Origin of the sequence: Phytohabitans houttuyneae, from assembly GCF_011764425.1 — a bacterium.
In the GTDB taxonomy this organism is placed as follows: Bacteria; Actinomycetota; Actinomycetes; order Mycobacteriales; family Micromonosporaceae; genus Phytohabitans; species Phytohabitans houttuyneae.
Genome location: NZ_BLPF01000001.1, coordinates 4,080,488 through 4,105,384 on the forward strand (window position 1 = coordinate 4,080,488; position 24,897 = coordinate 4,105,384).

General features: G+C 71.1%; 24 protein-coding genes and 3 tRNA genes. 15 read left to right on the plus strand and 12 right to left on the minus strand.

From position 1 onward, the window contains the following. Positions 1-43 precede the first annotated feature (43 nt). The 4 genes from Phou_RS18735 (at position 44) to Phou_RS18750 (ending at position 1,316) form a co-directional block, all read left to right on the plus strand. On the plus strand, positions 44-862 hold the full coding sequence (locus Phou_RS18735) for a polysaccharide deacetylase family protein (RefSeq protein WP_173057217.1): 819 nt from the start codon (positions 44-46) through the stop codon (positions 860-862). 184 nt (positions 863-1,046) lie between these two features. Continuing rightward, positions 1,047-1,119, plus strand: a tRNA-Glu gene (locus Phou_RS18740). 26 nt (positions 1,120-1,145) lie between these two features. Beyond that, a tRNA-Asp gene (locus tag Phou_RS18745) sits at positions 1,146-1,219 on the plus strand. 23 nt (positions 1,220-1,242) lie between these two features. Continuing rightward, positions 1,243-1,316, plus strand: a tRNA-Phe gene (locus Phou_RS18750). A 120-nt stretch (positions 1,317-1,436) separates the two neighbouring features. Here the strand turns inward: Phou_RS18750 and Phou_RS18755 are convergent. Next, a complete protein-coding gene (locus Phou_RS18755; RefSeq protein WP_173057218.1) occupies positions 1,437-2,204 on the minus strand; it encodes an alpha/beta fold hydrolase in 768 nt (255 codons plus the stop codon). Between the two features lie 68 nt (positions 2,205-2,272). Here Phou_RS18755 and Phou_RS18760 point away from each other — a divergent pair, with 68 nt between their 5' ends. Together Phou_RS18760 and Phou_RS18765 are read left to right on the plus strand one after the other, a co-directional pair. Continuing rightward, positions 2,273-2,635, plus strand: coding sequence for a YciI family protein (locus Phou_RS18760; RefSeq protein ID WP_173057219.1), 363 nt, complete (start codon positions 2,273-2,275; stop codon positions 2,633-2,635). After that, the gene (locus tag Phou_RS18765) at positions 2,632-3,852 is read left to right on the plus strand and encodes an RNA polymerase sigma factor (RefSeq protein ID WP_173057220.1); all 1,221 of its coding nucleotides are present in this window, start codon (positions 2,632-2,634) and stop codon (positions 3,850-3,852) included. Before Phou_RS18760 ends, Phou_RS18765 begins: the two co-directional genes overlap by 4 nt. 14 nt (positions 3,853-3,866) lie before the next feature. On the opposite strand, the gene Phou_RS18770 is transcribed toward Phou_RS18765, so the two are convergent. Further along, a complete protein-coding gene (locus tag Phou_RS18770; RefSeq protein ID WP_173057221.1) occupies positions 3,867-4,256 on the minus strand; it encodes a hypothetical protein in 390 nt (129 codons plus the stop codon). A gap of 67 nt (positions 4,257-4,323) precedes the next feature. Next, a complete protein-coding gene (locus Phou_RS18775) occupies positions 4,324-4,677 on the minus strand; it encodes a PaaI family thioesterase (RefSeq protein ID WP_173058531.1) in 354 nt (117 codons plus the stop codon). A 184-nt stretch (positions 4,678-4,861) separates the two neighbouring features. Here Phou_RS18775 and Phou_RS18780 point away from each other — a divergent pair, with 184 nt between their 5' ends. The 3 genes from Phou_RS18780 (at position 4,862) to Phou_RS18790 (ending at position 7,276) form a co-directional block, all read left to right on the plus strand. After that, a complete protein-coding gene (locus tag Phou_RS18780; protein WP_173057222.1) occupies positions 4,862-6,202 on the plus strand; it encodes an ABC transporter substrate-binding protein in 1,341 nt (446 codons plus the stop codon). A 93-nt stretch (positions 6,203-6,295) separates the two neighbouring features. Next, positions 6,296-6,940, plus strand: a complete 645-nt coding sequence (locus Phou_RS52760; protein WP_173057223.1) for a hypothetical protein — start codon at positions 6,296-6,298, stop codon at positions 6,938-6,940. Positions 6,941-7,027: 87 nt separating this feature from the next. Further along, entirely contained in the window at positions 7,028-7,276 is a 249-nt protein-coding gene (locus Phou_RS18790) for a hypothetical protein (RefSeq protein ID WP_173057224.1), read from the plus strand. A gap of 59 nt (positions 7,277-7,335) precedes the next feature. Here Phou_RS18790 and Phou_RS18795 read toward each other — a convergent pair whose 3' ends face one another. Both Phou_RS18795 and Phou_RS18800 read right to left on the minus strand, forming a co-directional pair. Then, positions 7,336-8,667 carry a PrsW family intramembrane metalloprotease gene (locus Phou_RS18795; RefSeq protein WP_246273613.1) on the minus strand — a complete coding sequence of 444 codons (1,332 nt, stop codon included), beginning with the start codon at positions 8,665-8,667 and terminating at the stop codon, positions 7,336-7,338. Beyond that, positions 8,664-9,221, minus strand: coding sequence for a hypothetical protein (locus tag Phou_RS18800; protein WP_173057225.1), 558 nt, complete (start codon positions 9,219-9,221; stop codon positions 8,664-8,666). Before Phou_RS18800 ends, Phou_RS18795 begins: the two co-directional genes overlap by 4 nt. A 227-nt stretch (positions 9,222-9,448) precedes the next feature. Here Phou_RS18800 and Phou_RS18805 point away from each other — a divergent pair, with 227 nt between their 5' ends. From Phou_RS18805 to Phou_RS18820, 4 genes are read left to right on the plus strand one after another with little or no spacing between them, the layout of a single operon-like run. Then, positions 9,449-12,556 (plus strand): FtsX-like permease family protein, encoded by a 3,108-nt coding sequence (locus Phou_RS18805; protein ID WP_246273614.1) that lies wholly within the window; start codon positions 9,449-9,451, stop codon positions 12,554-12,556. After that, entirely contained in the window at positions 12,553-15,183 is a 2,631-nt protein-coding gene (locus Phou_RS18810; RefSeq protein WP_173057227.1) for an ABC transporter permease, read from the plus strand. The genes Phou_RS18805 and Phou_RS18810 overlap by 4 nt, the downstream gene beginning before the upstream one ends. Then, a complete protein-coding gene (locus Phou_RS18815; RefSeq protein WP_173057228.1) occupies positions 15,180-16,133 on the plus strand; it encodes an ABC transporter ATP-binding protein in 954 nt (317 codons plus the stop codon). Before Phou_RS18810 ends, Phou_RS18815 begins: the two co-directional genes overlap by 4 nt. Further along, positions 16,133-16,822, plus strand: coding sequence for an ABC transporter ATP-binding protein (locus Phou_RS18820; RefSeq protein WP_218579149.1), 690 nt, complete (start codon positions 16,133-16,135; stop codon positions 16,820-16,822). The genes Phou_RS18815 and Phou_RS18820 overlap by 1 nt, the downstream gene beginning before the upstream one ends. An 82-nt stretch (positions 16,823-16,904) precedes the next feature. Here the strand turns inward: Phou_RS18820 and Phou_RS18825 are convergent, their stop codons facing one another. Together Phou_RS18825 and Phou_RS18830 are read right to left on the minus strand one after the other, a co-directional pair. Next, positions 16,905-17,114: a BldC family transcriptional regulator gene (locus Phou_RS18825; protein ID WP_007073996.1), complete on the minus strand. Its 210-nt coding sequence runs from the start codon at positions 17,112-17,114 to the stop codon at positions 16,905-16,907. Positions 17,115-17,371: 257 nt separating this feature from the next. Continuing rightward, positions 17,372-18,211 carry a DUF8083 family protein gene (locus Phou_RS18830; protein ID WP_173057230.1) on the minus strand — a complete coding sequence of 280 codons (840 nt, stop codon included), beginning with the start codon at positions 18,209-18,211 and terminating at the stop codon, positions 17,372-17,374. 259 nt (positions 18,212-18,470) lie between these two features. On the opposite strand from Phou_RS18830, the gene Phou_RS18835 reads away from it, so the two are divergent. Both Phou_RS18835 and Phou_RS18840 read left to right on the plus strand, forming a co-directional pair. Then, positions 18,471-19,553, plus strand: a complete 1,083-nt coding sequence (locus tag Phou_RS18835) for a Leu/Phe/Val dehydrogenase (protein ID WP_173057231.1) — start codon at positions 18,471-18,473, stop codon at positions 19,551-19,553. Positions 19,554-19,765: 212 nt separating this feature from the next. Next, complete coding sequence (locus Phou_RS18840) at positions 19,766-19,978, plus strand: DUF3073 domain-containing protein (RefSeq protein WP_173057232.1); 213 nt, start codon at positions 19,766-19,768, stop codon at positions 19,976-19,978. Positions 19,979-20,116: 138 nt separating this feature from the next. Here Phou_RS18840 and amcA read toward each other — a convergent pair whose 3' ends face one another. From amcA to Phou_RS51140, 5 genes are all read right to left on the minus strand, one after another. Beyond that, positions 20,117-20,383, minus strand: a complete 267-nt coding sequence (gene amcA, locus Phou_RS18845) for a multiple cyclophane-containing RiPP AmcA (RefSeq protein WP_371872138.1) — start codon at positions 20,381-20,383, stop codon at positions 20,117-20,119. Beyond that, positions 20,325-21,458, minus strand: a complete 1,134-nt coding sequence (gene amcB, locus Phou_RS18850; protein WP_173058538.1) for a cyclophane-forming radical SAM peptide maturase AmcB — start codon at positions 21,456-21,458, stop codon at positions 20,325-20,327. Before amcB ends, amcA begins: the two co-directional genes overlap by 59 nt. 128 nt (positions 21,459-21,586) lie before the next feature. After that, complete coding sequence (gene purM / locus Phou_RS18855; RefSeq protein ID WP_173057233.1) at positions 21,587-22,738, minus strand: phosphoribosylformylglycinamidine cyclo-ligase; 1,152 nt, start codon at positions 22,736-22,738, stop codon at positions 21,587-21,589. Between the two features lie 68 nt (positions 22,739-22,806). Next, entirely contained in the window at positions 22,807-24,387 is a 1,581-nt protein-coding gene (purF, locus tag Phou_RS18860) for an amidophosphoribosyltransferase (RefSeq protein ID WP_173057234.1), read from the minus strand. Between the two features lie 122 nt (positions 24,388-24,509). After that, positions 24,510-24,782, minus strand: coding sequence for a sterol carrier family protein (locus Phou_RS51140; protein ID WP_218579150.1), 273 nt, complete (start codon positions 24,780-24,782; stop codon positions 24,510-24,512). Positions 24,783-24,897: the final 115 nt, after the last annotated feature.

Genomic DNA, 24,897 nt, shown 5'->3' on the forward strand with positions numbered 1-24,897 from the left:
TAGGGTTTTGTCGCTCTGTTCCCGAACGTCGGGAGTACGCGACGTGACCCACCGAGCAGCCATCGTCAGCGCGCTTGTCGTCCTTGCGCTGCTGGTCGGTGGCCGCTGGGCGCTCGGCCGGGAGCCAGTCGAGACGATCCTCGTGGAGACCGGCCCAGGCATGCCGGCAACGCCCTCCACCTCAGCCCCGCCCGACAAACCCCGTACGCCGTCGCCGTCCGCCTCGGCCCGTACCACCCCGCCGCCGAAGGCGCCCAAGCCGCCGAAGGGCGGACCGATCGTCACGCGGGAGCTCACCGGCAGCCGCAAGGTCGCCCTGACCTTCGACGACGGCCCGCACCCCACGTGGACGCCGAAGGTGCTCGACCTACTGCGCAGCAAGGGCGTGAAGGCGACCTTCTGCCTCGTGGGTACCGAGGTGCACCAGTACCCGGCGCTGGTCGCACGCATCGTGCGCGAGGGCCATACGCTGTGCAACCACACCTGGCATCACGAGCTCGACCTGGGCACCAAGCCCGAGGCGGAGATCCGCGCCAACCTCGAGGCCACCAACCGCGAGATCCGGCGCGCCGTGCCCGGCGCGAAAATCAAGTTCTTCCGTCACCCCGGTGGGATGTGGACGGCGGCCGCCATCAAGGTCTCCCGCGAGCTGGGCATGACCCCCCTGGGGTGGGACGTCGACCCGCTGGACTGGAAGAAGCCCAGCCCCGAGGCCATCCGCACCCGAGTGATCAACCAGGCCCGTCCCGGCTCGATCGTGCTGCTGCACGACGGCGGCGGCGACCGTGCCGCCACACTGTCGGCCTGCCCCGCCATCGTGGGCGAACTCAAGCGCAAGTACGGGATCGTGCTCCTCCGCTGACCCACCTGGCCCCACTTGACCTGCGGCGACGCGCGCCGATCTTATGGTCGTCCGCACGGGAATGTGACGCGCCCAGTATCGGTTTGGAAGGACGGTTGCACGTCACGTATGCTTTCGGAGCCTCCGGCGGGGCCGGATGGGAGCAAAGCTGCCAGACTTGCGATGTGCAATGATGGCGGGGCCCGCCCTCATCGTCTAGTGGCCCAGGACGCCGCCCTTTCAAGGCGGTAGCACGGGTTCGAATCCCGTTGGGGGCACGGTTCCGGCCCAGCCGGAGTAGCAAGGTCCTGTGGAGCAGTTGGAGTGCTCGCCGCCCTGTCAAGGCGGAGGTCGCGGGTTCAAGTCCCGTCAGGACCGCGGTTAACATCAGCAGAGACCCTGGCCAGGTAGCTCAGTTGGTACGAGCGTCCGACTGAAAATCGGAAGGTCGGCGGTTCGACCCCGCCCCTGGCCACATAGCCTTTCGCCGGGCTACAGCAGCGTCCACCAGCGGAAACGCAGGTGGGCGTTTTGCTTTGCCCGGGCCGGATGGACATCGAGGCCAGCGGCGGCCACCGCCGGCCTCGTCCCGTGCTCAGAGCAGGTACCCGGCCAGTGCCGGAGCGAGGGTCTCGTGCGGCACCCCGTGCCACTCGCCGACCAGGCTGCGGCGCGTGCCCTGCGGTAGCGTCGCCACCACGTCCGCGGCCATGTCCGCCAGCGCGCCGGAGCTGCCGTGGCTGTCGATGACCAGCGTCGGCACGGGCACCGAGCGGACCAGCTGAAGCGACATCGAGTCGGAGAGGCGGCAGTCGTACACGAGCGTGTGCGCGACCGCCTCCAGCGCCGTCCAGACGTGGGGTGCCATGCCCTCGATGATCTCGTCGGGTACCCCGATGCCCCGGTGGAACGCCTCCACGGCGTCGTGCCGGCGTCCGGCCTCGACCAGCGCCGCGATCTGCGTGGTGAACCCGCTCTCGCCGGCGGGCGTCTCCACCGGCTCGATCGGCGGCTCGAACAGTGCCATCCGGGGTACTGCCAGCCCGCTCGCGGCCGCGTGCAGGGCGAGCAGGCCGCCGGACGAGAGGCCGTAGAGGAACGCCGAGCCGCCGGCGGCCTCGATCAGCGCGGCCAGGTCCTCCACCTCCCGCGCGACCGCGTACGGCGCCGTGTCAGTGCTGGCACCTCGCCCGCGCCGGTCGTACACGTACACCGTGAAGTCGGCGGACAGCAGCTCGACGGGGGCCGGCAGCGCCCGAAAGCCGCTGTAGTTGCCGGCCGCGTCCACCGCGATGAGGGCGGGTCCGCTGCCCACCCGCTCGTACGCGATCGAGGTGCCGTCCCGCGAAATGACCTTGTCCATGTTGCGTCCCTCCGTCTGGTTAGCTGGTGCTTCGGGACGTAGTCGAGCGGTGAGGGCGAAAATCGACAGTGAAGTACGTCTGCCTTTTCTATGCCGACGAGGCGCGCTTCTCGGAGATGTCGCAGGCCGAGGTCGACACCCTGATCGACGAGGTCACGGCCACCGAGGACGACCTGCGGGCGAGCGGCCACCTGGTCGCCGGCGAGGCGCTGGAGCACGTGCACGCCGCGGTGACGGTACGTGTGCGCGACGGCCGGCTCTCCGCGACCGACGGCCCGTTCGCGGAGACGAATGAGCAGCTCGGCGGGTTCATGCTGATCGAGGCCCGCGACCTCAACGAGGCGATCCGGATCGCCGGCCGCATCCCGAGCGCCCGCATCGGGAGCATCGAGGTGCGGCCCGTGATCGACCTGATGCGCGAACACTCGTGATCGATGTCGACGCCGTCTACCGCACCCACTCCCGCCGGGTACTGGCCACGCTGATCCGCCTGCTGGGCGACTTCGATCTGGCGGAGGAGGCGCTGCAGGACGCGTTCGTGGCGGCGGTCGAGCAGTGGCCGCGCGAGGGCGCACCGGCCAACCCCTACACATGGCTGGTCTCCGCCGGCCGCTTCAAGGCGATCGACCGCCTGCGCCGCCGGGCCCGCTTCGACAAGCTGCTCTTCGAGCTGGCGACGCGGCTCGAAGAGGCACCGGACGAGGAGCACACCGATCTCCCGGATGACCGTCTCCGCCTCATCTTCACCTGCTGCCACCCGGCTCTGCCCCCGGACGCCCAGGTGGCGATGACGCTGCGCGAGGTGTGCGGCCTGACGACCGAGGAGATCGCCCGAGCGTTTCTCACCGGGCCACCGACGGTCGCCCAACGCATCGTCCGGGCCAAGAACAAGATCAAGATCAACAAGATTGGGTACGCGGTACCCGTCCCCGCAGAGCTACCCGGCCGCCTCGACCCCGTCCTCAGCACGGTGTACCTGATCTTCACCGAGGCCTACGCGCCCTCCGCGGGCCCGGTCGCGGTCCGCACCGAGCTCGCGGACGAGGCCATCCGCCTCGGGTGGCTGCTGGCCGAGCTGCTGCCCGATCCCGAGGTGCTGGGACTGCTGGCCCTGATGCTGCTGCAGGACTCGCGCCGGGACGCCCGTACCGCCCCGGACGGCGAGATCGTGCTCCTGCCCGACCAGGACCGCTCGCTGTGGCGCCGGGACCAGATCGACGCGGCCGCCGGGCTGCTGCGGCGCGCGCGGTCGGCGGGCGAGGTGGGCACGTACACGCTGCAGGCCGAGATCGCCCTGGTCCACGCCGAGGCTCCGGCGGCACAGGACACCGACTGGCGGCGCGTCGTCGACCTGTACGACCTCCTGGTCCGCGCGGACCCATCCCCGGTCGCCCACCTCAACCGCGCCGTGGCGCTTGCCATGCGCGACGGCCCTGCCGCCGGCCTCGCGGCCCTGGACGCGGTGCTCGCCGACGGTCGACTCGACGACTACCACCTGGCCCACTCGGCCCGCGCCGACCTGCTTCGCCGCCTGGGCCGCACCGGCGAGGCGCGGGCGGCGTACGAACGGGCGCTGGAGCTGGCGCGCCAGGAGCCTCAGCGCCGCTTTCTGGCCCGCCGCCTGGCGGAGCTCCCAACGGGCGCCTGAGCCGTCGGGGATGACTAGGCGGCGCGGCGACGCAGGGTGGCGACGGCCGACCCGGCCAGGGTGAGGAGGCACTCGGGCAGCTGACCGTCGGCCAGCGCGGCGCCGAAGAGGGCCTCACCGGTCGAGGCGTCAGCGTTTGCGTACGCACTCACGAACCGGGCGACCCAGCGGGCATCGTAGCGAGCTTCGTCGATGCCAGGGAAGTCGAGCGTCCAGCGGCCCTGCTGCACGTTGTCGCCGACCATGGTGGCCGCTATGCACCAGGCCACGTCATACGCACCGGCCACGCCGGCCCGGTCGACCACCGCGTCGAACGCTCCGACGACGGCGTCACTGTCGCCGGCCAGCGCGCTGCGGAGCACCTGGGCGGCATCATCGAACGCCTCGGGCGGAACATCCGTCACGAGCCGAAGGGTATGCCGCCGGGTCAAGCGCCGCAGGACGAAATGGCTTCAAACCAGCCGTGCGGTTTCAGCCCGCCGCCCGCAGGAGGCAGGTGAGGCGGGCGGTACATACGCGGTCGCCCTTGTCGTCCGTGATGACTATCTCGTACGTGGCGATCGTCCCGCCGCGGTGTACCGGTGTCGCCACACCCGTCACGGTGCCGGCGCGCAGGCCCTTGTGGTGAGTTGCGTTGAGATCCACACCAACCGCGAGGGGGCGGCCGATCGTACTTCCGTGCATGACCGCGCCGAACGAGCCGAGCGTCTCGGCCAGGACCGCCGACGCCCCGCCGTGCAGCAGCCCCATCGGCTGCGTGTTGCCCTCCACGGGCATCGTGCCCACCACCCGCTCGGGCGTCGCCTCAAGGACGACGATCCCCATCCGGTTGCCGAGCGCGCCCGGATCGAGCCTGTACGGCCCCGGTGCGGCGTCTGTCACAGCTTCCACGCAGCGGAGGTTACCCGCCCGTACGAGAATGGCCAGCGACCGCAGTCACACTGCGTACGGGTGGCACGCTAGTGTCCCCAGCGGACCCCCGCCGACCCCCGGGGATGGAGGACACGCCATGTACCGCTCGCGCAGCGCTGCCATCGCCGCCTGCACCGCATTCCTGCTCGCCATCGCGGGCTGTGGAAGGACCGACGACTCTCCGGAGGAGACAACCGCCGGGCCGGTTCGTCTCTACGGGGCCGACGGCAACATGATCAACTCGTTCGGAGATTCGTTCAAGGACCAGGCCGGCGTGCTTGCCGGCATGAAGGGCACCACGCCCCTCACCCCGCTCTCCGACGACTTCAAGAAGCAGCTGCGCGCGATCGACCCCGACCTGGGCGACTACGTGTACGCGGGCGAGAGCTACGACGCCGTGGTGATCAGCTCCCTCGCCGCCGAGCTCGCCGGCAGCACCGCGCCTCGCGAGATCGCAAAGTTCATCAACGGCGTGACTACAGAGGGTGAGCGCTGCGACACGGCTAAGTCCTGCCTCGCCCTCGCGCGCGCCGGCGAGGACATCGAGTACCGCGGGGTCTCGCTCAAGCGCGGCGGGTTCACCGACGCCGGCGAGCCGTCCACCGCGAGCTACGCCACCCTGCACTTCGACGCCAGCGACCGGCTCGACGACGGCAAGACGGAGTTCGTGGGCGCGGGTGACGAGTCGACCACGACCACCAAGCGCTCGCCGGCCGGGCGGCCGGGTAAGGACGACGCCGAGCAGACCGGCGCTCCGCTGAAGATCGGCGGGCTGCTGCCGCAGACCGGTGACCTCGCCTTGGCCAACCCGCCGCTGGCGGCCGGCTCGGCCCTCGCGATCCGCGACATCAACGCGGCCGGCGGCGTGCTCGGCCAGCCGGTCGAGTGGATCGACGGCGACGACGGCACCAACCCGACGAAGGCCAAGCAGACGGTGGCCTCGCATGTGGACGCCGGCGTACACGTGATCATCGGCGCCGGCGCCTCGGGCATCTCGCGAGCCGTGCTGCCGGACATCGTCAAGGCCGGCGTGATCCTCTTCTCGCCCTGCAACACCGACGCCGGGCTGAGCGAGATCGACGACAAGGGCCTCTACTTCCGCACCGCCCCCTCCGATCTGCTGCAGGGCAAGGCGCTCGCCGACGTGATTATGCGCGACGGGCCGCAGCACATCGCGATCGTGGCCCGCAAGGACTCGTACGGCGAGGGCCTGCAGGGCAACGTCCGCGCCGAGCTGGAGAAGGCCGGCGTGAACGCGAGCAACCTGAAGCTGCTCACCTATGACCCGCCGGAGGACCCGAACGCCGCGCTCGACTTCACCGCCGGGGCCAAGGAGATCAAAGACTTCAAGGCCGATGCGGTACTGGTGATCGGCTTCGGTGAGTCGGCGAACGTCATCAAGGCCCTCGTCGCGGCGGGCGTGGAGCTCCGCCACTAGTCGTCGTGGGTGGCACGTTTCCGGGATCCCTCGGGTGGTGTCCGGGCCGTACGGTTCCCTCATCAACGAAGCAAACCCGAAACGGAGCCCACGATGAGCGAGTTCGACGACCCGACCCTGACCGAAGACCCCGGCACCGGACACGAGGGCTTCGGCCACGCTGGCGACGGCGGGCACGAGCCCGGTTACGACCAGCCCGGCTACGAGCAGCCGACCCACGACACCCCGCCGTACGGCCACGACGAGCCGCACTACGAGGAGCCGCACCACGGCGAGCCGGACTCGATCGTCCAGAAGAACCCCGACGGTTCGACCGACGTGGTGGTGGACCTCAACGGTGACGGGTACGCGGACGTCGTGCAGCACGACTCCGACAGCGACGGGTACGCCGACACGACCTATGTGGACAGCAACCACGACGGTCGCCTCGACACGATCCTGAAGGACTACGACGACGACGGCGACCTGGACGCCGCGTTCGCCGACACCAACGCGGACGGCCGCGTCGACTACGCCGCCGCCGACCTGAACGACGACAACCGGGTCGACCACGTCACGCTCGACACCGACTACGACGGCAAGGCCGACACCTGGATCGCCGACGTCGACTACGACGGCAAGCCGGACGTGGCCTTCGTCGACACCAACCACGACGGCACGCCCGACGTCGCCGTGACCGACACCAACCACGACGGCACGCCCGAGCAGCAGCCCGTCAACCCGTACGCCGCGAGCTGACCGCCCGCTCGGCTGGCACGGATCGTCACCGCCGCTTAGGGTGCCGTAGGACTTGGGACCGAGACGACACCCTAAGCGAGGACGATCATGAGCGAGCCGCAGGAAACGGTGGACACCCGGGGCGACCAGCGCGTCGACCTGTTGAAGATGGACACCAACAACGACGGCAAGACCGACTTGTGGGCCGCCGACACCGATGGCGACGGCAAGACCGACCTGTACCAGTTCGACACGGACGGCGACGGCAAGGTCAACGTCACCATGAGCGACCTGGACGAGGACGGTACGCCGGACCAGGTGGTGGAAGGGGACGGCGGCCTGCCGCCCACCCCGTAGCCCGCAACCCGAACAGAGTCAGGGGCGTCCCAGAGGGGCGCCCCTGATGTATGCGCGCCTCAGAACGAGAGCGCCGCGCAGGCCGCGGCCAGCACGAGCAGCGTGACGGTAAGGATCAGCGTGCGGCGGCGCATCGAGCCACGCCGCTGGTCGATCGCTGTCGCCTCCGGGTGGCCGAGAGCGCGCAGCCGCGCCCGCTGCAGCAGCACCTCGTCCCGCCAGTGCTCCACCGCCGCGGCGTCGTGCGTGACCTGCGCGCGGCTCAGCTCCAGCGCGAGCCTCGCCTGTGCGCGCTGGAGGCGGCGCACCGCCCGCCTGCCGAGCACGCCCACCCGGCCGTAGGCGTACCGCCGGGCGTTGGCGCGCAGGTGTCCCATGCTCAGCACCCGCAGCTCGCCCGGGGTGGCTATGTCCGGATCGCCCAGCGACGCCAGCTGCTGGGTGTAGTAGTCGGCTTCGCGGTGCCGCGCCGCGCGTACCAGCAGCAGGATCGCCAGCAGCGGTGGGATGCCCTTGGCCAGCAGCACCGCGATGAGGGCGTACCCGTTGGCGCCGGCCTCGACGGTCAGCAGCGGCGAGTTCCACACGAAGTGGCACCCCCACGCGCCGAGGAAACAGGCCACCGCGACACCGATCCGGAAGCGCATCGTGCGATCGGTGCGCACCAGTACCGACGCAACCCCGGCGCCGGCGAGCGCGCTGAAGAGCGTGTGGCTCCAGAGGCCGGCGAGGAAGCCGCGCACGAAGAACGTGGCCACCACCGGCCCCACGTCGTCGCCCCGGCCGGCGGCGGCGACCGCGCTCACCGCGTACACGACGTCCTCGACCACCTGGAACCCGAGCCCGACCAGCGACCCGTAGATGACGCCGTCGAGCACGCTGTTTATCTGTGCGCGGGCGATCAGCACGATCGCGACGATGCCGAGCGTCTTCACGATCTCTTCCACGGTGGGTCCGGCGATGGCCGAGCCCCACGCGGCGGCGAAGGCGGGCGAGTACACCTTGGCGAGCATGTTCTGGATCGCGATGCTGCCCGGGGCCGAAACCGTCGTCGCGACAAGGCCGCCCCAGCCGAACGCGGTGGCCAGCAGCAGCGGCGGCTCGCGCTCAAGGTAGTCGAGCGCGGAGACGAAGAGCCAGAAGGGCACCGCGTACACGGCGAAGAGCGCGAGCGCGGCGGTCGTCGCCACCGGGTACTCGGCAATCGCGTGGCGGATCAGCAGCACCGTGCGCGCGGCGCCCACCGCCATCAGCAGGGCCACCATCCAGAACGCCGGCAGCAGCAGCGACTTTCGGGCCTGCGCCCAGGCCGGCGTCGGGCGCACGGGTGCGGTGCGGGCGCTGCGCGGCGGCACACCGTGCCCGCCCGGGCAGCCGGCGGTGGCCGTCACAGCCGCCCCTGGTACGTGATGGTCGCGATGCTCGCCGCGATCACCGGCTCGCTCGCCTCGAGCTCGGACTCGGTGCCGCTGATGGTCACCTCGATCGAGACGTCTGGCGCGAGGAAGACGGCATACCGCCCGGCCCGTTCCGGCGTCGTGTACGCGCCCTCGCGCCCGGTCAGCCCCGTGCCGGTCAGCGCCGGCAGCCCTGCGTCGAGCTGCCCGTCCGCGTTGGTCACCTTGCGGCGCAGCCGGTCGACGGCACCGTCGAGGTCTCCGTCGAACGGCGCGACCACGATCACGTATCGGACCGGGCCGAGGATGAACAGCGCCGTACCCTGCCGGGCGGTGGGCCGGGTGCGGGTGACGTCGAGCACAGCCCCGGGCGGCGGCACCACCGAGACACCGCCTCCCACCTCGTACGGAAGGTGTGAAGGGACGGCCCGCTCGGCGGGCAGAAGTCGGTCAATCGCCGGCAGACCGGCAGCAATCGCAATGAGCACAAAGAGGATGCACAGGCTGGCGGCGGCGTTTTGGAGCAGCCGACCACGCGCGACCCTCATGTATCGACGCTAACGGCCGCGAGCCAATCAGAGTGTAGGTTTCTCACTACTGTGCGGTGCACCAGGAGCGCACGCACGCAGATTACGTTCCGGTAACCGTGCCAACCTTCTCCGCGACCCGGATCATCCATCACTCGTAGGCGGCGGAGATACGGAGACGCATGAGGCTGGTGTTTCGTCGCGCCCGTGGAGTAAAGAGTCTTCTCCTCGCGGCGGCCGGTGCGACCTTGATCGCAACCGTTTTGCTCACCGGCCTTGCCGACTACAGCCGCGAGGTGGTGGACGCCGGCGCCCGCAGCGCGATCAGCTCGGCCACGCCCGAGGAGCGGTCGATCCTGGTGCAGGGCCCGGCCGGAGGTCGCGAGTTCGCCGAGCGGGACGCCGCGATCCACGACCGCTACGCGGGCGGGTTCGCCGGGTTGGACGCGCGGGTCTCCACGGCCGCGTATGCCGTCGGGAGGCAGCTCACCGGCGACGTCGGCGACGCCCGCCCGGACAAGGACGGTGTCGTCTTCGCGTCGGTCACGTTCCTCGACGGGCTGCGGGAGCAGGCCGACCTGGTGGACGGCGCGTGGCCTGAGCCGGGCGCGACACCGGTGCGCACCGCCCTCGCCGAGGCGGCCGCCCGGACCCTGCGGCTCAAGGTGGGCGACCGGGTCGCGATCCACGACCGGCTCAGCGGCAAGTCCACGGAGATCGAGGTCTCCGGTATCTGGCGGCCTCGCGACACGAACGCACCGTTCTGGCGCCTCGCCCCGGGCGTCGCGGACGGTGCCGCGCCACAGTCCTCTACTTATGGGCCCTTCGTCGTGGACCGTGCCGACTTCCTCAGCGGCTTCGCGGCGAGCGCCTCGGCCGCCTGGCTGGTCGAGCCGGACCTTGCCGGCGCCCCGCTCTCCACACTCGACGCCGTCGGACGCGCGACCACCAGCACCGTCGACACGCTGGCCGAGGAGATCGGGCTGGGCTCGTCCGGCCTCGTCACCTCGCGCCTGGACCAGCTGACCGGACGCCTGGAGCGGGCGGACCTGGTCGGCCGTTCGGCGCTCATCACGCCGATGCTGCTGATGGTGGTGCTCGGCGGGTACGCGCTGGTGCTCGTCGCCGTCCTCATGACCGAGCAGCGCCGCGGCGAGACGGCGCTGCTGCGGGCGCGCGGTGCCGCCCGGGTCCAGCTCGCCAGCCTGGCCGCACGCGAGGCCGCGCTTGTCGTCCTGCCGGCCGCGGTGCTCGCGCCGCTGCTGGCCAGCCAGATCCTCCGGTACGTGGACCGCGTGCCCATGCTCGCCGCCGGCGCGCTCAGCCTCACTCCCCGGTTCGACGCGCTGACCTGGGTGGTGGCCGGACTGGCAGCGGCCGGGTGCGCGGTGGCGATGCTCGGCCCCGCGCTGCGCCGCGGCGACACGTACGTCGCGGAGATGGCCAGCCGCTCCCGGCCGACCCGCCGCGCGGCCGCACAGCGGGCGAGCCTGGACATCGCGCTGGTGGGCCTCGCCGTGCTCGGCTGGTTCCAGCTGCGGCAGTACTCCTCTCCGCTCGCCGGCGGCGACCTCGGCATCGACCCGCTGCTGGCGGCGAGCCCGACGCTGGGCGTGCTGGCCGGCGCGGCGATCGCGCTCCGGGCGCTGCCGCCGCTGACCCGGCTGGCCGAGCGGGCGGTCGACCGCAAGCCGTGGACCGCGACGATCTTCGGTATGTGGCAGGCCGGGCGGCGGCCACAGGCCGGTCCGGTGCTACTGCTCGCGCTCGCCGTCGCGGTCAGCACGCTCGCGTGGTGCCTGGCCGGCACGTCCGAGCGTTCCCTCGTCGACCAGGCCGACCACCAGGTCGGTGCCGACCTGCGCCTGCTGGAGGCGACGCGGTTCGCGCCCGACGGCCGGGCGGCCGAGGTCGCCGCGCTGCCCGGCGCGGAGACGGTGCTGCCGGCCTGGCGGGACAGCCTCCGGCTGGGCGCCGAGGGTGTGAGCGCCTCGGTCATCTCCCTGGACGCTGCCCAGGCGGCCGGCGTGGTGCGGATCCGCGACGACGTGGCCGGCGGCTCCCCGCAGAGTCTCTTCGCGAAGCTGAGCGAGGGCCGGGTGGAAGCGCCGGTCGTCGACCTGCCGGCCGGGACGCGGCGGATCTCCGGCGAGGTCGAGACCGAGGTGGCCGGTTGGGCCAACGAGTTCTACTCGCCGCCCGAGCCCGCGGTGCACACCGACGCGGTGTTCGCGGTGGCGGGCGGGTACCGCAGGGTGCCACTCGGCTTCAGCCGCAACGCCGAGCGCCTGCGCTTCGCGGTCGACCTGCCCGAGGACCTGCAGTCGGTGCGGCTGGCCGGCTTCCTGGTCAGCAGCAGCGGGCCGGCCGGCTTCCGGGTGGACTGGGAGGCGCGCTCGCTGGTGGCGGACGGTACCCCGGTCGACCTGGCCTCCTCCGGGCCGTGGCAGGCACGCACCCGGGCGGGCGCCGAGGCGGCCGGTGGCGCGGTGCCGACCGTCGACTACACCCAGCCGAACGCCGGCCTGTGGGGCTACGAACAGCCCGTCTCTCTGGTCGTCACCCGCGCCCGCAAGGCCGCGCCGGTACCGGTGGTCGCGACGCCGGCGGCACTCTCCGCACTGCGGCTGGGCAGCGGCGACGAGACCCGCATGTCGCTCGGGCAGGGCGAGGTCGACGTCCGGTTCGCCGGTACGGTCGCCGCCGTGCCCGGCACCGAGGACGGCGCCGCGCTCCTGGCCGACCTGCCGTCGCTGGCCGCGGAGGCCTTCTACGGGTACGGCGAGGTGCGCCAGCCGCAGGAGTGGTGGCTTTCCACCGGCGCGGATCCACACGCGACCGCCGCGGCCGCCGCCGCGCTGCCCGGCATCCAGGTGCTCGACCGGCGCGCCGCCGCGGACGCCGCCGGCCGCGACCCGTACGGCGTGGGCGCCCGCGCGGCCCTTTTCGCCGCCGCCCTCGGCGCGGTGCTCATCGCGGCGATGGGCATCGGTGTCGACATCCGGGCCACCGCCCGCCGCCGGGTCGGCGAGCTCGCCGTTCTCCACACGCTCGGCGCGAGCCCGCGCCTGCTCGGCCGGTCGCTGGTGGCCGAGCAGACGTTCCTGGCCGGCGTGGGCGTGATAGTCGGACTCGTGGTCGGTGTGGGTGTAGCCGCGACAATGGCACCGCTCGTCATCCTCACGCCCGCGGCGGGCCGGCCCGTGCCGGAGCCGCTGCTGACCATCGAGTGGTCTCCGGTCGGCGCGACCGCAGGCGGCCTCCTCCTGCTCACGCTCGTGCTCAGCGCGTCGGTGGCGCTCGCCGCCCGACAACGGCTGATCGCGGCCCAGCTGCGGATCGGGGCTGACGCATGAGCGGGGTGCTGTGGCGGGTCCGGGTCTTCGCCGGGCAGTTCGGCCTGCTCGCCGCGCTCGCCCTCGTCGCGGCTCTGCTGATCACGGCGGCACCCCGGCTGGCCAACGACCTCACCGACCGCGCGCTGCACGCGGACGTGGCCCGCCTGCCGTACGCGGCCCGGGACATCACGCTCTCGCAGCGACCGGAGAACCTCAACGCCGACCCCACGCTGAGCAGCGCGGCGGATGCCGTGCCGATGTACCGCGACCGGATGCCCGCTCCGCTGCGCGAGCTGGTGAGCGAGGGGTGGTTCACGGCCGGGCTGGAAGGGGCCACACTCCCGCCGGCCGGCCCGCGCACCCTGCTGGGCCTGCGGACGCAGGGTGGCATGCCCGATCGGGTACGCGTCACGACCGGCCGCTGGCCGGCCAACAACGCCAACCTCGAAGTCCTCGAAGTGGCGCTGTCGACGGCCGTGTCCAAGCAGCTCGCCGCGCCCGTGGGCACCGTCCTGCGGGTCGACCCGGCTCCCCAGACCGGGCCGCGTGGCGTATCCATCCAGGTCGTGGTCGTGGGCATATTCGAACCGATCGACGGCAACGACCTGGCCTGGGACACGATTCGCCTGGCGCTGGAGCCGTTCCCCGGCCTGCCGCCGGACACCCCGGCCGCCGCGATGGCGATGACCGACGGCGCGGGCCTCGGGCTGGCGACGCGGCGGCTGCCCACGCCGGCACTGTCCTGGCGCTACCGGCTTGACGAAAAGCGCCTCGACGGCGAGAGCCTCCAAGCGGTCACCACCGCGCTGGCCGAGATCAAGCGCACCCCGCCGGTACCGGGCATGTCCACGTCGACAAACCTCGACGCCACGCTGCTCCGCTTCGACGGGCAGCTGCGGGCGGTCTCCGCGCTGCTGGCGGTGGTACAGGCGGGTCTGATCGCCACGCTCCTCGGTCTCATCGCGCTCGCCGCCGCGCTCGCGGTGGAGCGGCGGCGGGAGGAGTTCGCGCTGCTGCGCGCGCGGGGCGGCACGATCGCCGCGATCGGCGGCCGGGCGCTGGCCGAGTCGCTGGTGGTGCTCCCGCTGGCCACGGTGGTGGGCTGGCTGCTGGGCACCTATGTACCCGGCCGGCCGGCGGCCACCGGCTGGCTCGTCGTGGGCGCGGGTGTGGTGGCCACGCTGGCGATCCCGGTGCTCGCGGCGGTGAGCCAGCGGCGGCTGTCGTTTACGGCGCGCCGGCAGGACCTCGTGCGGCACCGCCCCTCGGTACGCCGCCTCACCGCCGAGCTGTTCTTCATCCTGGTCGCCGTTCTCGGCGCGTACCTGCTGCGGCGGCGCGGCCTGAGCCCGGACGGCAGCGTCGACCCGTACCTCGCCTCGGTGCCCGTCCTGCTCGCGGTCGGCGCGGCGATCGTCGCCCTGCGGGTCTTCCCGTGGCCGCTGGGCCAGCTCGGCAAGCTCGCCGCGCGGGCCCGCGGCGCGGTCGCGTTCCTCGGCCTTGCCCGCGCCGGACGGGGCGCGCCGGTCACGATCGGACCGCTGGCCGTGCTGGTGGTCGCCATCGCGACCGGCATCTTCAGCGGCGTGGTCATGTCCTCGATCGGCGACGCCCGCGACCGCGCGGCCGACCTGGAGATCCCCGCCGACGCGCGAGTGTCCGGGTACGCCTTCGCGCCCGACGTCACCGACCAGCTCGCCGCCGTCCCGGGCGTGACCGCCGTCGCGCCCGTGACCGTCGACCCCGCGACCCGCTACACCGCCGCGAATGGAGCCAAAAACGGCGTGCAGGTGGCCGTCGTGGACACCGCCGCCCTCGCCCGCGTGGCCACGGCGAGCGGGGTGAGCGTCACGCTGCCGGCGGCGCTCGTCGACGCGCGGCCCGGCGACGGTCCCCTGCCCGCGCTGGTCTCCCCCGACGTGGCGGCCGAGCTGGGCGGCGGTGGCGAGGCGACCATCCGCAGCCGGTCGTACGACTTCACCGTCGCCGCCGTCGCGGACGCGTTCCCGGGCGTGCCCTCGGCGTCGGGCCGGTTCATCGTGCTGCCGCGGCAGGCGCTGCCGGACCCGGCCGTGATCGCCCCGGACCACTTCCTGGTGGCGGGCGACGCGAGCCCCGAGGCGCTCCGCACGGCGAGCACCCCGCAAGCGGGCTCGTCCGTCACGGTCACAAGCTGGTCGGACCACCGCCGCGACCTGGAAGAGACGGGTGCCAACGAGGTGCTCAGCTTCACGTTCACCACCGGCACGGTCGGCGCCACCACGCTGGCGCTGCTGGCGGTCGGCTTCACCGTGCTGGCCGGCGCCCGGGTACGCGGGCAGGTGCTCTCCCGCCTCCGCACGCTCGGGCTCTCCGGTCGCCAGGGTCGCGGCCTGCTCGTGTACGAGCTGGTACCCCTCGTCACCATCGCCGTGCTCGCCGGCGGCCTCGTGGGTGTGTTCCTGCCCCGGGTGATCGGGCCGGCGCTGGGCCTGTCGAGCTTCACCAGCGGCGCGGCCGTGCGCACCGCCCTCGATCCGCTGCTTATCGGCGCGGTGCTGGTGCTGGTGGTGGCCGCTCTGGCCGCTGCCCTTGTCGTCGAGAATGTAGTCAACCGGCGGATGCGCCTCGGCGAGGTGCTGCGCGTGGGCGAGGAGGGCCAATGACCGCGACTACGGATACGCCGAGCCTGGCGGAGTTGCAGCAGCGGGCGGCCGAGCGCGCCGCCGCGCGGGCCGGCGGCACGGACCGGCTGCGCGGCCACATCGTCTGCGACGGCTTGGTACGCATCTTCAAGACCGACGGCATCGAGGTCGTCGCGCTCCAAGGGCTCGACCTGGTGGTTGACCGCGGCGAGCTGCTGGCGATCGTGGGTGCCTCCGGATCGGGCAAGTCGACCCTGCTCAACATCCTCTCCGGCCTCGACGTGCCGACCGCGGGGATCGCCCGGGTGGCCGGCGTCGACCTGCTCACGATGTCGGCGAAGCGGCGCCTGCGGTACCGGCGGCACATGGTCGGCTTCGTGTGGCAGCAGACCGCGCGCAACCTGCTCCCCTACCTGACCGCCAAGGAAAACGTCGAGCTGCCGATGCGCCTGGCCCGGCGCCGGGTCGGCGCGCGGGCCGAGGAGCTGCTGGAGATGGTCGGTGTCGCGCACTGCGCGAACCGGCGGCCGACCCAGATGAGCGGTGGCGAGCAGCAGCGGTGTGCGGTGGCCGTGGCGGTCGCCAACGACCCCGAGGTGCTCTTCGCCGACGAGCCGACCGGTGAGCTCGACGAGGCCACCGCCGGCGAGGTCTTCGGCGCGCTCCGCACGATCAACGCGGAGCTGGGCGTCACGATCGTCGTGGTCACCCACGACGCCCAGGTCGCGTCCCAGGTCCGCCGCACGGTCGCGATCCGCGACGGCCGGACCGCCTCGGAGGTACGCCGCTCGGCGCGGGTGGCGGACGACGGCTCGCACGAGCTGGTGACCGAGGAGTACGCGCTGCTCGACCGTGCCGGCCGCATGCAGCTGCCGGCCGCCTTCGTGGACACCCTCGCGCTGCGCGAGCGGGTCAAGCTCAATCTCGAACCCGACCATGTCGAGGTCCGCCGCGGGGATGGTGAGAAGTGATCGTTCGTGTAGAGGGCGTCTGCCGTGACTTCGGCAGCGGCAGCCAGGTCGTGCACGCCGTACGCGACGTGAGCTTCACGGCCGAAAAGGGCGAGCTGGTGGCGATCCGCGGCCGCTCAGGCGCCGGCAAGACCACGCTGCTCAACCTGATCGGCGGGCTGGACCGCCCCACCGCCGGTACGGTGCACGTCGCCGGGCACGACGTCACCGCCGCTGGCGAGCAGGAGCTGCTGTCACTGCGGCGCGGCACGATCGGGTTCGTCTTCCAGTCGTTCGGCCTGATCCCGATCCTGTCCGCCGCGGAAAACGTGGGCGTTCCGCTTCGGCTGGCCAAGGTGCCGCCGGCCGAGCGCGAGGAGCGGGTGGCGATGCTGCTGGAGATGGTCGGGCTTGGGGCACACGCGGCGCAGCGGCCGTACGAGCTTTCCGGCGGCCAGCAGCAGCGCGTGGCGGTCGCCCGCGCGCTGGCCAACGACCCTCAGCTGCTCATCGCGGACGAACCCACCGGCCAGCTCGACTCCGAGACGGGACGGTCCATAATGGACCTGCTGCGGGCGCTGGTGCGGGCGCGCGGCATGACCGCCCTGGTGGCCACGCACGACGCCAGCCTCATCGACATGGCCGACCGGGTGCTCGTGCTCCGCGACGGCGCCCTGGCCAGCCCGGATCCCGAGTTTGCACAGGCCTGACAGTTCCCACACAGTCGAAGGGCGGGACACCTTTGGGGTGTCCCGCCCTTCGCACGAAGGCTTCGACTAGGAGAGCGCTCCGTCAGTCTCCCTGGCGCTGCTGAGGAATCTGTCCCTGCAGCAGGGCGCGCACCTCGGACTCGCGGTAACGCCGGTGGCCACCCAGAGTCCGGATCGCACTGAGCTTGCCCGCCTTCGCCCACCGGGTCACGGTCTTCGGGTCAACACGGAACATCGACGCCACCTCGGCCGGCGTGAGTAGCGGCTCTGGTTCATGCGTACGCGATGCCATCGGTCACTCCTCCACATACCTATAGACATCGGCCGGGGTCCCGCCGGCCGACGCGTCTCCCATGGTCCGGCTAGTCCCCGATGTCCGACATGGGCCGAACGGCCTAACGTCCCTGGATGGACGGATGAGCAATGACCGATTAATGGTGATTTTATACGCCAGAAACCGTCTTTTTTGGACGCTCTGTCACGCTTCGTGATTAGCCAACTACGTGCTTTTGGCCGATTGGGAGCGCGCCCAGTGTGATGAAATCGGCCTTAATTGCACCGTTCCAGTAACTGCACCGCGCGCCATCTTGACACCAGCTTCTCGTACGCCTCGGTCGCCGCATCGGCATCGCCCCGCGACAGCCCGGCCAACCCAGCGGCGACCAGTTTGGGCGAATCATCCGCTTCCAGCACCTCGTCCGACAGAAGGTCGACGAGACCGCCGTAGTCGAGCTCCACCACCGACCTAGGGTGGAACTCTTCCAACCAACGCGCCCCCTCCTCGACCGCCTCGGTGATCGGCGCATCGCCCACCGACTTGCGGAGCACCGAGACGCCGCGGTGCGCGCGCCGCCGCGCCTTGGAGATCTCCGTGCGGTACCGCAGGGCCCGGCGCCCGCGCCGCGTCACAAGCTCGCGCTCGTCCGCGTCGACGAAGACAAACCACCGCAGCGGCACACCCCACGTCGCGATCTGCTCGTGCACCCGCGGCACACCGTGCTCCAGCACCCGGGCGCCGCTGCGCCAGTCTTCGACGATCGCCTTGGCCTGCCCGGCGAGGATCGGCGGCACGAACGCGTCGGCAAGCACCGACGGCACGCCGTCCCTGGCGCTGAGCGCCGCCTCAGCCACGCGGACGCGAAGGTTCCAGGGACAGACAAGCAACGTGTCGTCGGCCTCCAACACGTACGCCTCGTCGGGCAGGTCCGGCAGCCGGGTCCAGCCGGCACCGAGCGCCTCGAGCACGGCGGTGCGCTGGCGACCAGGGCCTTCGATCGGCGCGACCGCCCGGCCTTCTCGCACGTACCGCCGCCAAAACATCTGGCGGTCGCGGTCGAAGGCGGTCAACGGCTCATAGACCCGCAAATACGAAGCGAACAGCGACGGCACGGCGCGATCCTCCCACGAAAAGGTACGTCGACAACGTCGGCGTCACCAACGAACCTTCTTCAACCGGACAGCGTGGTGGTCACGTCCGATCTTCGGACCAACCCCGACGAATGGCGAGGGCGGTCGGAGAAGGTTCGTTTTGGCGGTAGCCGTCCGCACCACCGGTCGCACTAGGCTCGGATCCGGGTCGGCGACACCCTGCCGGCCGATCGAGTCGCCGCACCCCAAAAGGGTGCACAACGACTGCCCGGAGGCAGCCATGCATGTGTTCACCAGCATTGAAGGCCAGGACGCCCCCGCACACGAACAGGTCGTCTTCTGCCAGGACCAGCAAAGTGGCCTGAAGGCGATCATCGGCATCTACTCCACCGCCCTCGGCCCCGCGCTCGGCGGCACGCGCTTCTACCCGTACGCGAGCGAGGAGGACGCCCTCCGCGACGTGCTCGACCTCTCCCGCAGCATGGCGTACAAGAACGCGCTCGCCGGCCTCGACCACGGCGGCGGCAAGGCCGTCATCTGGGGTGATCCGGGGCGCGTCAAGACCGAGCCACTCCTGCGGGCGTACGGGCGTTTCGTGCAGTCCCTCGGCGGCCGCTACTACACCGCCTGCGACGTCGGGACCTACGTCGCGGACATGGACGTCGTGGCCCGCGAGACCCGCTACGTGACCGGCCGCAGCGCCGAGCACGGCGGTGCCGGTGACTCCTCGATCCTCACCGCGTTCGGCGTCTTCCAGGGCATGCGCGCGGCAGCCGAGCACACGTGGGGCGCGCCCACGCTCGCCGGGCGGCGGGTGGGTGTCTCCGGGCTCGGCAAGGTGGGCAAGGTCCTCGTGCGCCATCTGCTCGAAGACGGCGCCGAGGTGGTCGCCACGGACGTCAACGAGTCGGCTGTCGCGTTCGTGCGCCAGTCCTACCCGCAGGTCGACATCGTCCCGGACACGACCGCGCTCATCACCTCCGACATCGACGTGTACGCGCCGTGCGCGCTCGGCGGAGCCCTTGACGACGACACCGTGCCGATCCTGCGCGCCAAGGTGGTCGCCGGCGGTGCGAACAACCAGCTCGCCCACCCCGGCATCGAAAAGCTGCTCGCCGACCGCGGCGTGCTCTACACGCCGGACTACGTTGTCAACGCGGGTGGGGTGATCCAGGTCGCCGACGAGATCGAGGGCTTCAACTTCGAGCGGGCGAAGCTGCGCGCCAGCCGGATTTTCGAGACGACGAGGGACATCCTGCGGCTCGCGGACGCCGATGGGGTACCACCCGCGGTGGCCGCCGATCACCTGGCCGAGCGGCGCATGGCAGAGGTCGGCCGACTCCGTTCGATCCACCTGAACTGATGGATGGGGCCGTCATGACCGCTTCCGCAAAACGACCCTTACCCGCCCGAGAGACAGGATCCGGGCGATCTCGCGCGACGCGCGGGGTGGCGCGGGTAACCCGAGGTGCCGAACCGTGGCATCCCCATGTACCGTAAGAGCCACGAGAGATGCCTGACGTCATCGGGGCCCGCCTTCGGGCTGCCCCGAATTCTGTGCGAGGGGGTCGAGCCATGGGGCGCGGCCGTGCTAAGGCCAAGCAGACAAAGGTGGCCCGGGAGTTGAAGTACCACTCCCCGAACACCGACCTCGCCGCCTTGCAGCGAGAACTCTCCGGCAGCGGCAAGTCGGACCACGACTTCGACGACGACTACAAGGAGTACGTCGACGATGACGAGGACGACGACGCAGACGATCCGGACGAGTGGGCGCCTCGCGCCCGCTGACCGGTAGTCACACTTGAGCACGCGGTGACAGCCCGCGTGCTCATGCGTGCCCGCTCCACGTCACTTCACCTGACGCGAATCAGGGCACCCCGCTTTCTCGTCGGGGTGCCCTGATTCGGCGGCGTGACGGTCAGCTTCTCAACGGGGCCGGTTGTTCCAGTTGTAGAACGTGGGGATGTTCTCGAAGTGGTTCCAGGCGCAGACCGCGCCGGAGTCCGTGGCGGCGGCCTCGGCGCGCTGCCGGCGTGCCTCTTCTGCCTCGGTCAGCAGCGTGGTCAGCCCTGCCCGCGCGGCGTGCACCCGCTGAGCCACCGGATCGAGGAGGGCGGCGGAGGCATCGGGAACGTCAGACGGGTCCACCCGCTCCCAGCCGCGCGGCTTGTGGTGGCTCGTGGTCTCGGGCATGGTCCAACACTCCCTCTAGTAGATGGATCTTGCTGTTGCGGCAGTGATCGGTCTCCGTACCGTCGAAACGCCCATGCTCGAAGTAGCGGTTTGCGGCGTGCGCACCGCCGCAGAAGCCGAAGTAGGGGCAGCTGGCCCGGCACGCTTCGACCCCGGTGAGAAACTCAGCCACCCAAGGAGTGCCGTGTGCCGCACCCGCGATGATCTCAGGCAGCGGGCTGGAGAGCACGTTGCCGCTGGTGAAGTCCGCGTACCGGGGATCGGTGAAGCCGGCCAGCTCGGGTGAGAGCAGGACGACCGAGCCGTCGTACCCGATCGTGGGTATGGGGTCCAGCTGGCGGGGCAGCACCTCGTCGGCGGTGCCGTCGAGCACCGCGGCCGCGTACCGCAGGGACCACTCCACCTCGCGCACGTGTATGCGCGGGTCACGCCGCCAGGCGCCGACGAGCTCGGACCAGAAGCCGGCCACCGCGGCGGGGTCGCGCCGGTTGGAGCGGGCGTTGACGCCCTCCAGCTCCTCGATGTTGATGCCGAGGACGTCGCAGCCGAGGTCGAGGAAGTAGTCGTACAGCTCGGTGGCGAGCCCGGGCTCCGGCCGCGCCACGACGCAGAGGGCCGAGAACCCGATGCCGTGCCGCCGCAACGCCTCGACGCCGGCCATGATGCGGTCGTACGAGGGTCGGCCGCCGCGCGTGACGCGCTCGCCGTTGCGGGCGCGGGGGCCGTCGACGCTCACGCTCACCCGGATCTCGTGCGCCGCGAAGAACTCGCACCACCGGTCGTCGATCAGCGTCGCGTTTGTCTGCACGTGATGCTCGACGTCGCGGCCGAACGGCGCCAGCAGCGTCGCAAGGTGCTCCCGGCCGGCCGCGAGTGGCTCACCGCCGTGCCACACCACCGAAAACCGGCGGCTCGTCGCCCACTCGTTGACAGCGCCGGCGACCGCCGACGCGACCTTCGCCGGCATCTTGCGGTCGTCGGCACGAAAGGGCAGATAGCAGTACGCGCAGTCGAGGTTGCAGAGCGTCGTGGGCTGCATGACCACGTATGTCGGTACGGAGGCGATGCCACGCATCCCGCTGAACGCCTGACGCTGGCCCGCCACCGTGCAACTCCTCCGCCGCCGCCCCCGTGGATCTAGGATATATCCGCGCCGGTGAATCCACCCGCGCCGATTTTCCAGATCAGCGACGGTGCCTAGGCCTAGCCGCGAGTGTGCTGGCCGATCATCTGCACCATGCCGGTGCCCTCGATGATTTCGCCGGCCTGCCAAGCGGCGATGCCCCGCCCGGCCAGGAAGGCCAGCGCCCGGTCGGCGTCGTCGGCCGAGACGATCGCGAACATGCCGACGCCCATGTTGAACGTCGACTCCATCTCGGGGTCGTCGATCCGGCCCTTGGCCTGCACCAGCTCGAAGATCGGCTGCGGCTTCCAGGTGGAGCGGTTGACCACCGCGTCGACGTGCTCGGGCAGGATGCGGACGAGGTTTCCGGGGATGCCGCCGCCGGTCACGTGGGCCAGCGCCCGCACCTCGCACTCCTCGATCAGCTTCAGGCAGTCGCGCGCGTAGATCTTGGTCGGCGTGAGCAGCTCCTCGCCCAGCGTCCGCTGGCGACCGAAGTCGTCCACCACCGTGTCCAGGCGCATGCGGCCGGCGCCGAGCAGCACGTGGCGCACGAGCGAAAAGCCGTTGGAGTGCAGGCCGGAAGAGCCCATTGCGATCACGACGTCGCCGACCTCGACGCGGTCGCGGCTCAGGATCTCGTTCTCCTCGACCACGCCGACGCCGGTGGCCGACAGGTCGTACTCATCCGGGCGCAGCACGCCGGGGTGCTCGGCCGTCTCACCGCCGAGGAGCGCGCAGCCCGCGTACCGGCAGCCGTCGGCGATGCCCGCACCGATCTCCGCCACCTTGTCCGGCACGACCTCGCCGCAGGCGATGTAGTCGAGCAGGAAGAGGGGCTCGGCGCCGCACGCCACCAGGTCGTCGACGACCATCGCGACGAGGTCGATGCCGACGGTGTCGTGGATGTCGAGCTGCTGCGCGATCACGAGCTTGGTGCCCACGCCGTCGGTGGAGGAGGCGAGGATCGGGTTTTTGTACTTTTTGACGTCGAGGCGGAACAGCCCGGCGAAGCCCCCCAGATCGCCCATGACCTCCGGCCGCAGCGTCCGATGCACCTTGGACTTCAGCAGCTCGACAGCCCGCTCACCCGCGTGGATCGAAACCCCGGCGTCCGCGTACGTCACAGTGCGTTTGCGGCCGGTCCGGCTCGACCCGGCGCTCCACGGCTGGCGGCTGTTTCCGGCACCGTTGGTGCCCGCGCTGCTGCTGCGCTCGGTCACGTGCGTCACGGTTCTCCCCTTTGTGCATTCGCGGCGGGCCGCGTCGGGTAGCGGTCGAGGATCTCTCGACGAACTGGCTACGGGCGGTGCAGCGCGTCCCCGCCGCCGGGACTGGCGACGAGTGGATGTGCGCCAGGCGCGGAGCGGTCGGCCCCGGCCTCGTGGTCATGCGGCGCCCCCGCGGAGCCGCTGTCGGCGCCGACGCGCTTGTCGACGCCTTCTAGCACGTGTTTTCCGATCAGGTTGCCGGCGGGCAGGTCGATCGGGTACTCGCCATCGAAGCATGCGCGACACAGGCGTGTCTTCGGCTGCTCGGTGGCGGCGACGAGACCGGCGAGCGACACGTAGCCGAGTGTGTCTGCGCCGATCGAGCGGCGGATGCCCTCGACGTCGAGGCCATTTGCGAGCAACTCGGCTCGCGTCGCGAAGTCGATGCCGTAGAAGCACGGCCAGGAGACCGGCGGGGAGGAGATGCGCACGTGCACCTCGAGCGCGCCGGCCTCGCGGAGCATCCGCACGATCGCCCGCTGCGTGTTGCCCCGGACGATCGAGTCGTCGACGACGACGAGCCGCTTGCCGCGGACGTTTTCCCGCAACGGGTTGAGCTTGAGCCGGATGCCGAGCTGGCGGAGGGTCTGCGACGGCTGGATGAAGGTGCGCCCCACGTACGGGTTTTTCATCAGGCCGGCGCCATATGTGATGCCGGAGCCCTCCGCGTAGCCGATTGCGGCGGGCGTGCCCGACTCCGGAACCGGGATCACCAGGTCGGCGTCGACCGGGTGCTCCTTGGCGAGCTGGCGGCCGATCTGCACCCGGGCGGCGTGGATGTTGCGGCCGGCGATCGTGGTGTCCGGACGAGCGATATATACGTACTCGAAGAGGCAGCCCTTGGGCTCGGGGGCGGCGAAGCGAGCCGAACGCAGGCCATGCTCGTCGATGGCGATCAGCTCTCCGGGCTCCACCTCCCGCACGACGCTGGCCCCGACAATGTCCAACGCCGCGGTCTCGCTGGCGACCACCCAGCCACGCTCCAGCCGGCCCAGCACGAGCGGGCGCACGCCGTGTGCGTCACGTGCGGCGTAGAGCGTGGTCTCATCCATGAACACGAAACTGAACGCACCGCGGAGGGTAGGCAGGACCTCCAGCGCGGCCGCCTCGACAGAGAGGTCGGGACGGCTGGCGAGCAGCATGGTCACGAGCGCGGTGTCCGACGTGGCGCCGTCGGAGTTGAGCCCGCGCGAGGTCGCCTCACGCGCGAGCTGAGCGGTGTTGACCAGGTTGCCGTTGTGCGCGAGTGCGATCGTGGTGCCGGCTGGCGTCGCCCGGATCGTGGGCTGTGCGTTTTCCCACGTCGAGCCGCCGGTAGTGGAGTAGCGCGCGTGCCCGATCGCGAGGTGGCCGCGGAGGCTGGCCAGCGTGGGCTCGTCGAAGACCTGGGCCACGAGACCGAGATCCTTGTAGACCACCACGCCGGAGCCGTCGCTGACCGCGATGCCCGCGGCCTCCTGGCCACGGTGCTGCAACGCGTACAGACCGAAATAGGTGAGCTTCGCCACCTCTTCCCCCGGCGCCCAGACACCGAAGACGCCGCAAGCATCTTGCGGGCCGGGCCGTTGGGGGTCGAGGTCGTGGCTCAACCGGCCGTCGCCTCGGGGCACCTGCCGCTCCTCAGTGCTGATCCGGGACTTCCTGTCGCCACAGTGTACGCGAGGCAGAGCCGATAACAGAGAGCCACCTTTCGGCTTCCTCTCGTTACCGAGATCGTCAAATTACTACGGTGTTACATAGGTATGTAGGCGGATATGTCTGCCCGGTTGCCGCTAGCACTGATGCGTCCCTGCGTAACCGCCTCGTCCCAGGCAATCCGACCGGTGGCCAAACGGACCCAAGTGACCGGATCCATCTCCACGACATTCGCCGGTGTACCCCGGGTGTGTCGTGGACCCTCTCCCACCTGGACCGCACCGTATGGTGGGATCCGCACTTCCACGGACCGTCCCGGCGCGCGACGCGCGAGGGCGGAGAGGAGCTCCCGGACGGCGTCACGCAGCATCGACCGGTCGGGCGTACGCCCAGCGTCTAGCTCTGCGAGGACCGCTTCCAAGACGACGGACTTATTGTGCGCAGGGGACACGTCGGGACGATACGACCCTCTGTTTCTCCACAAC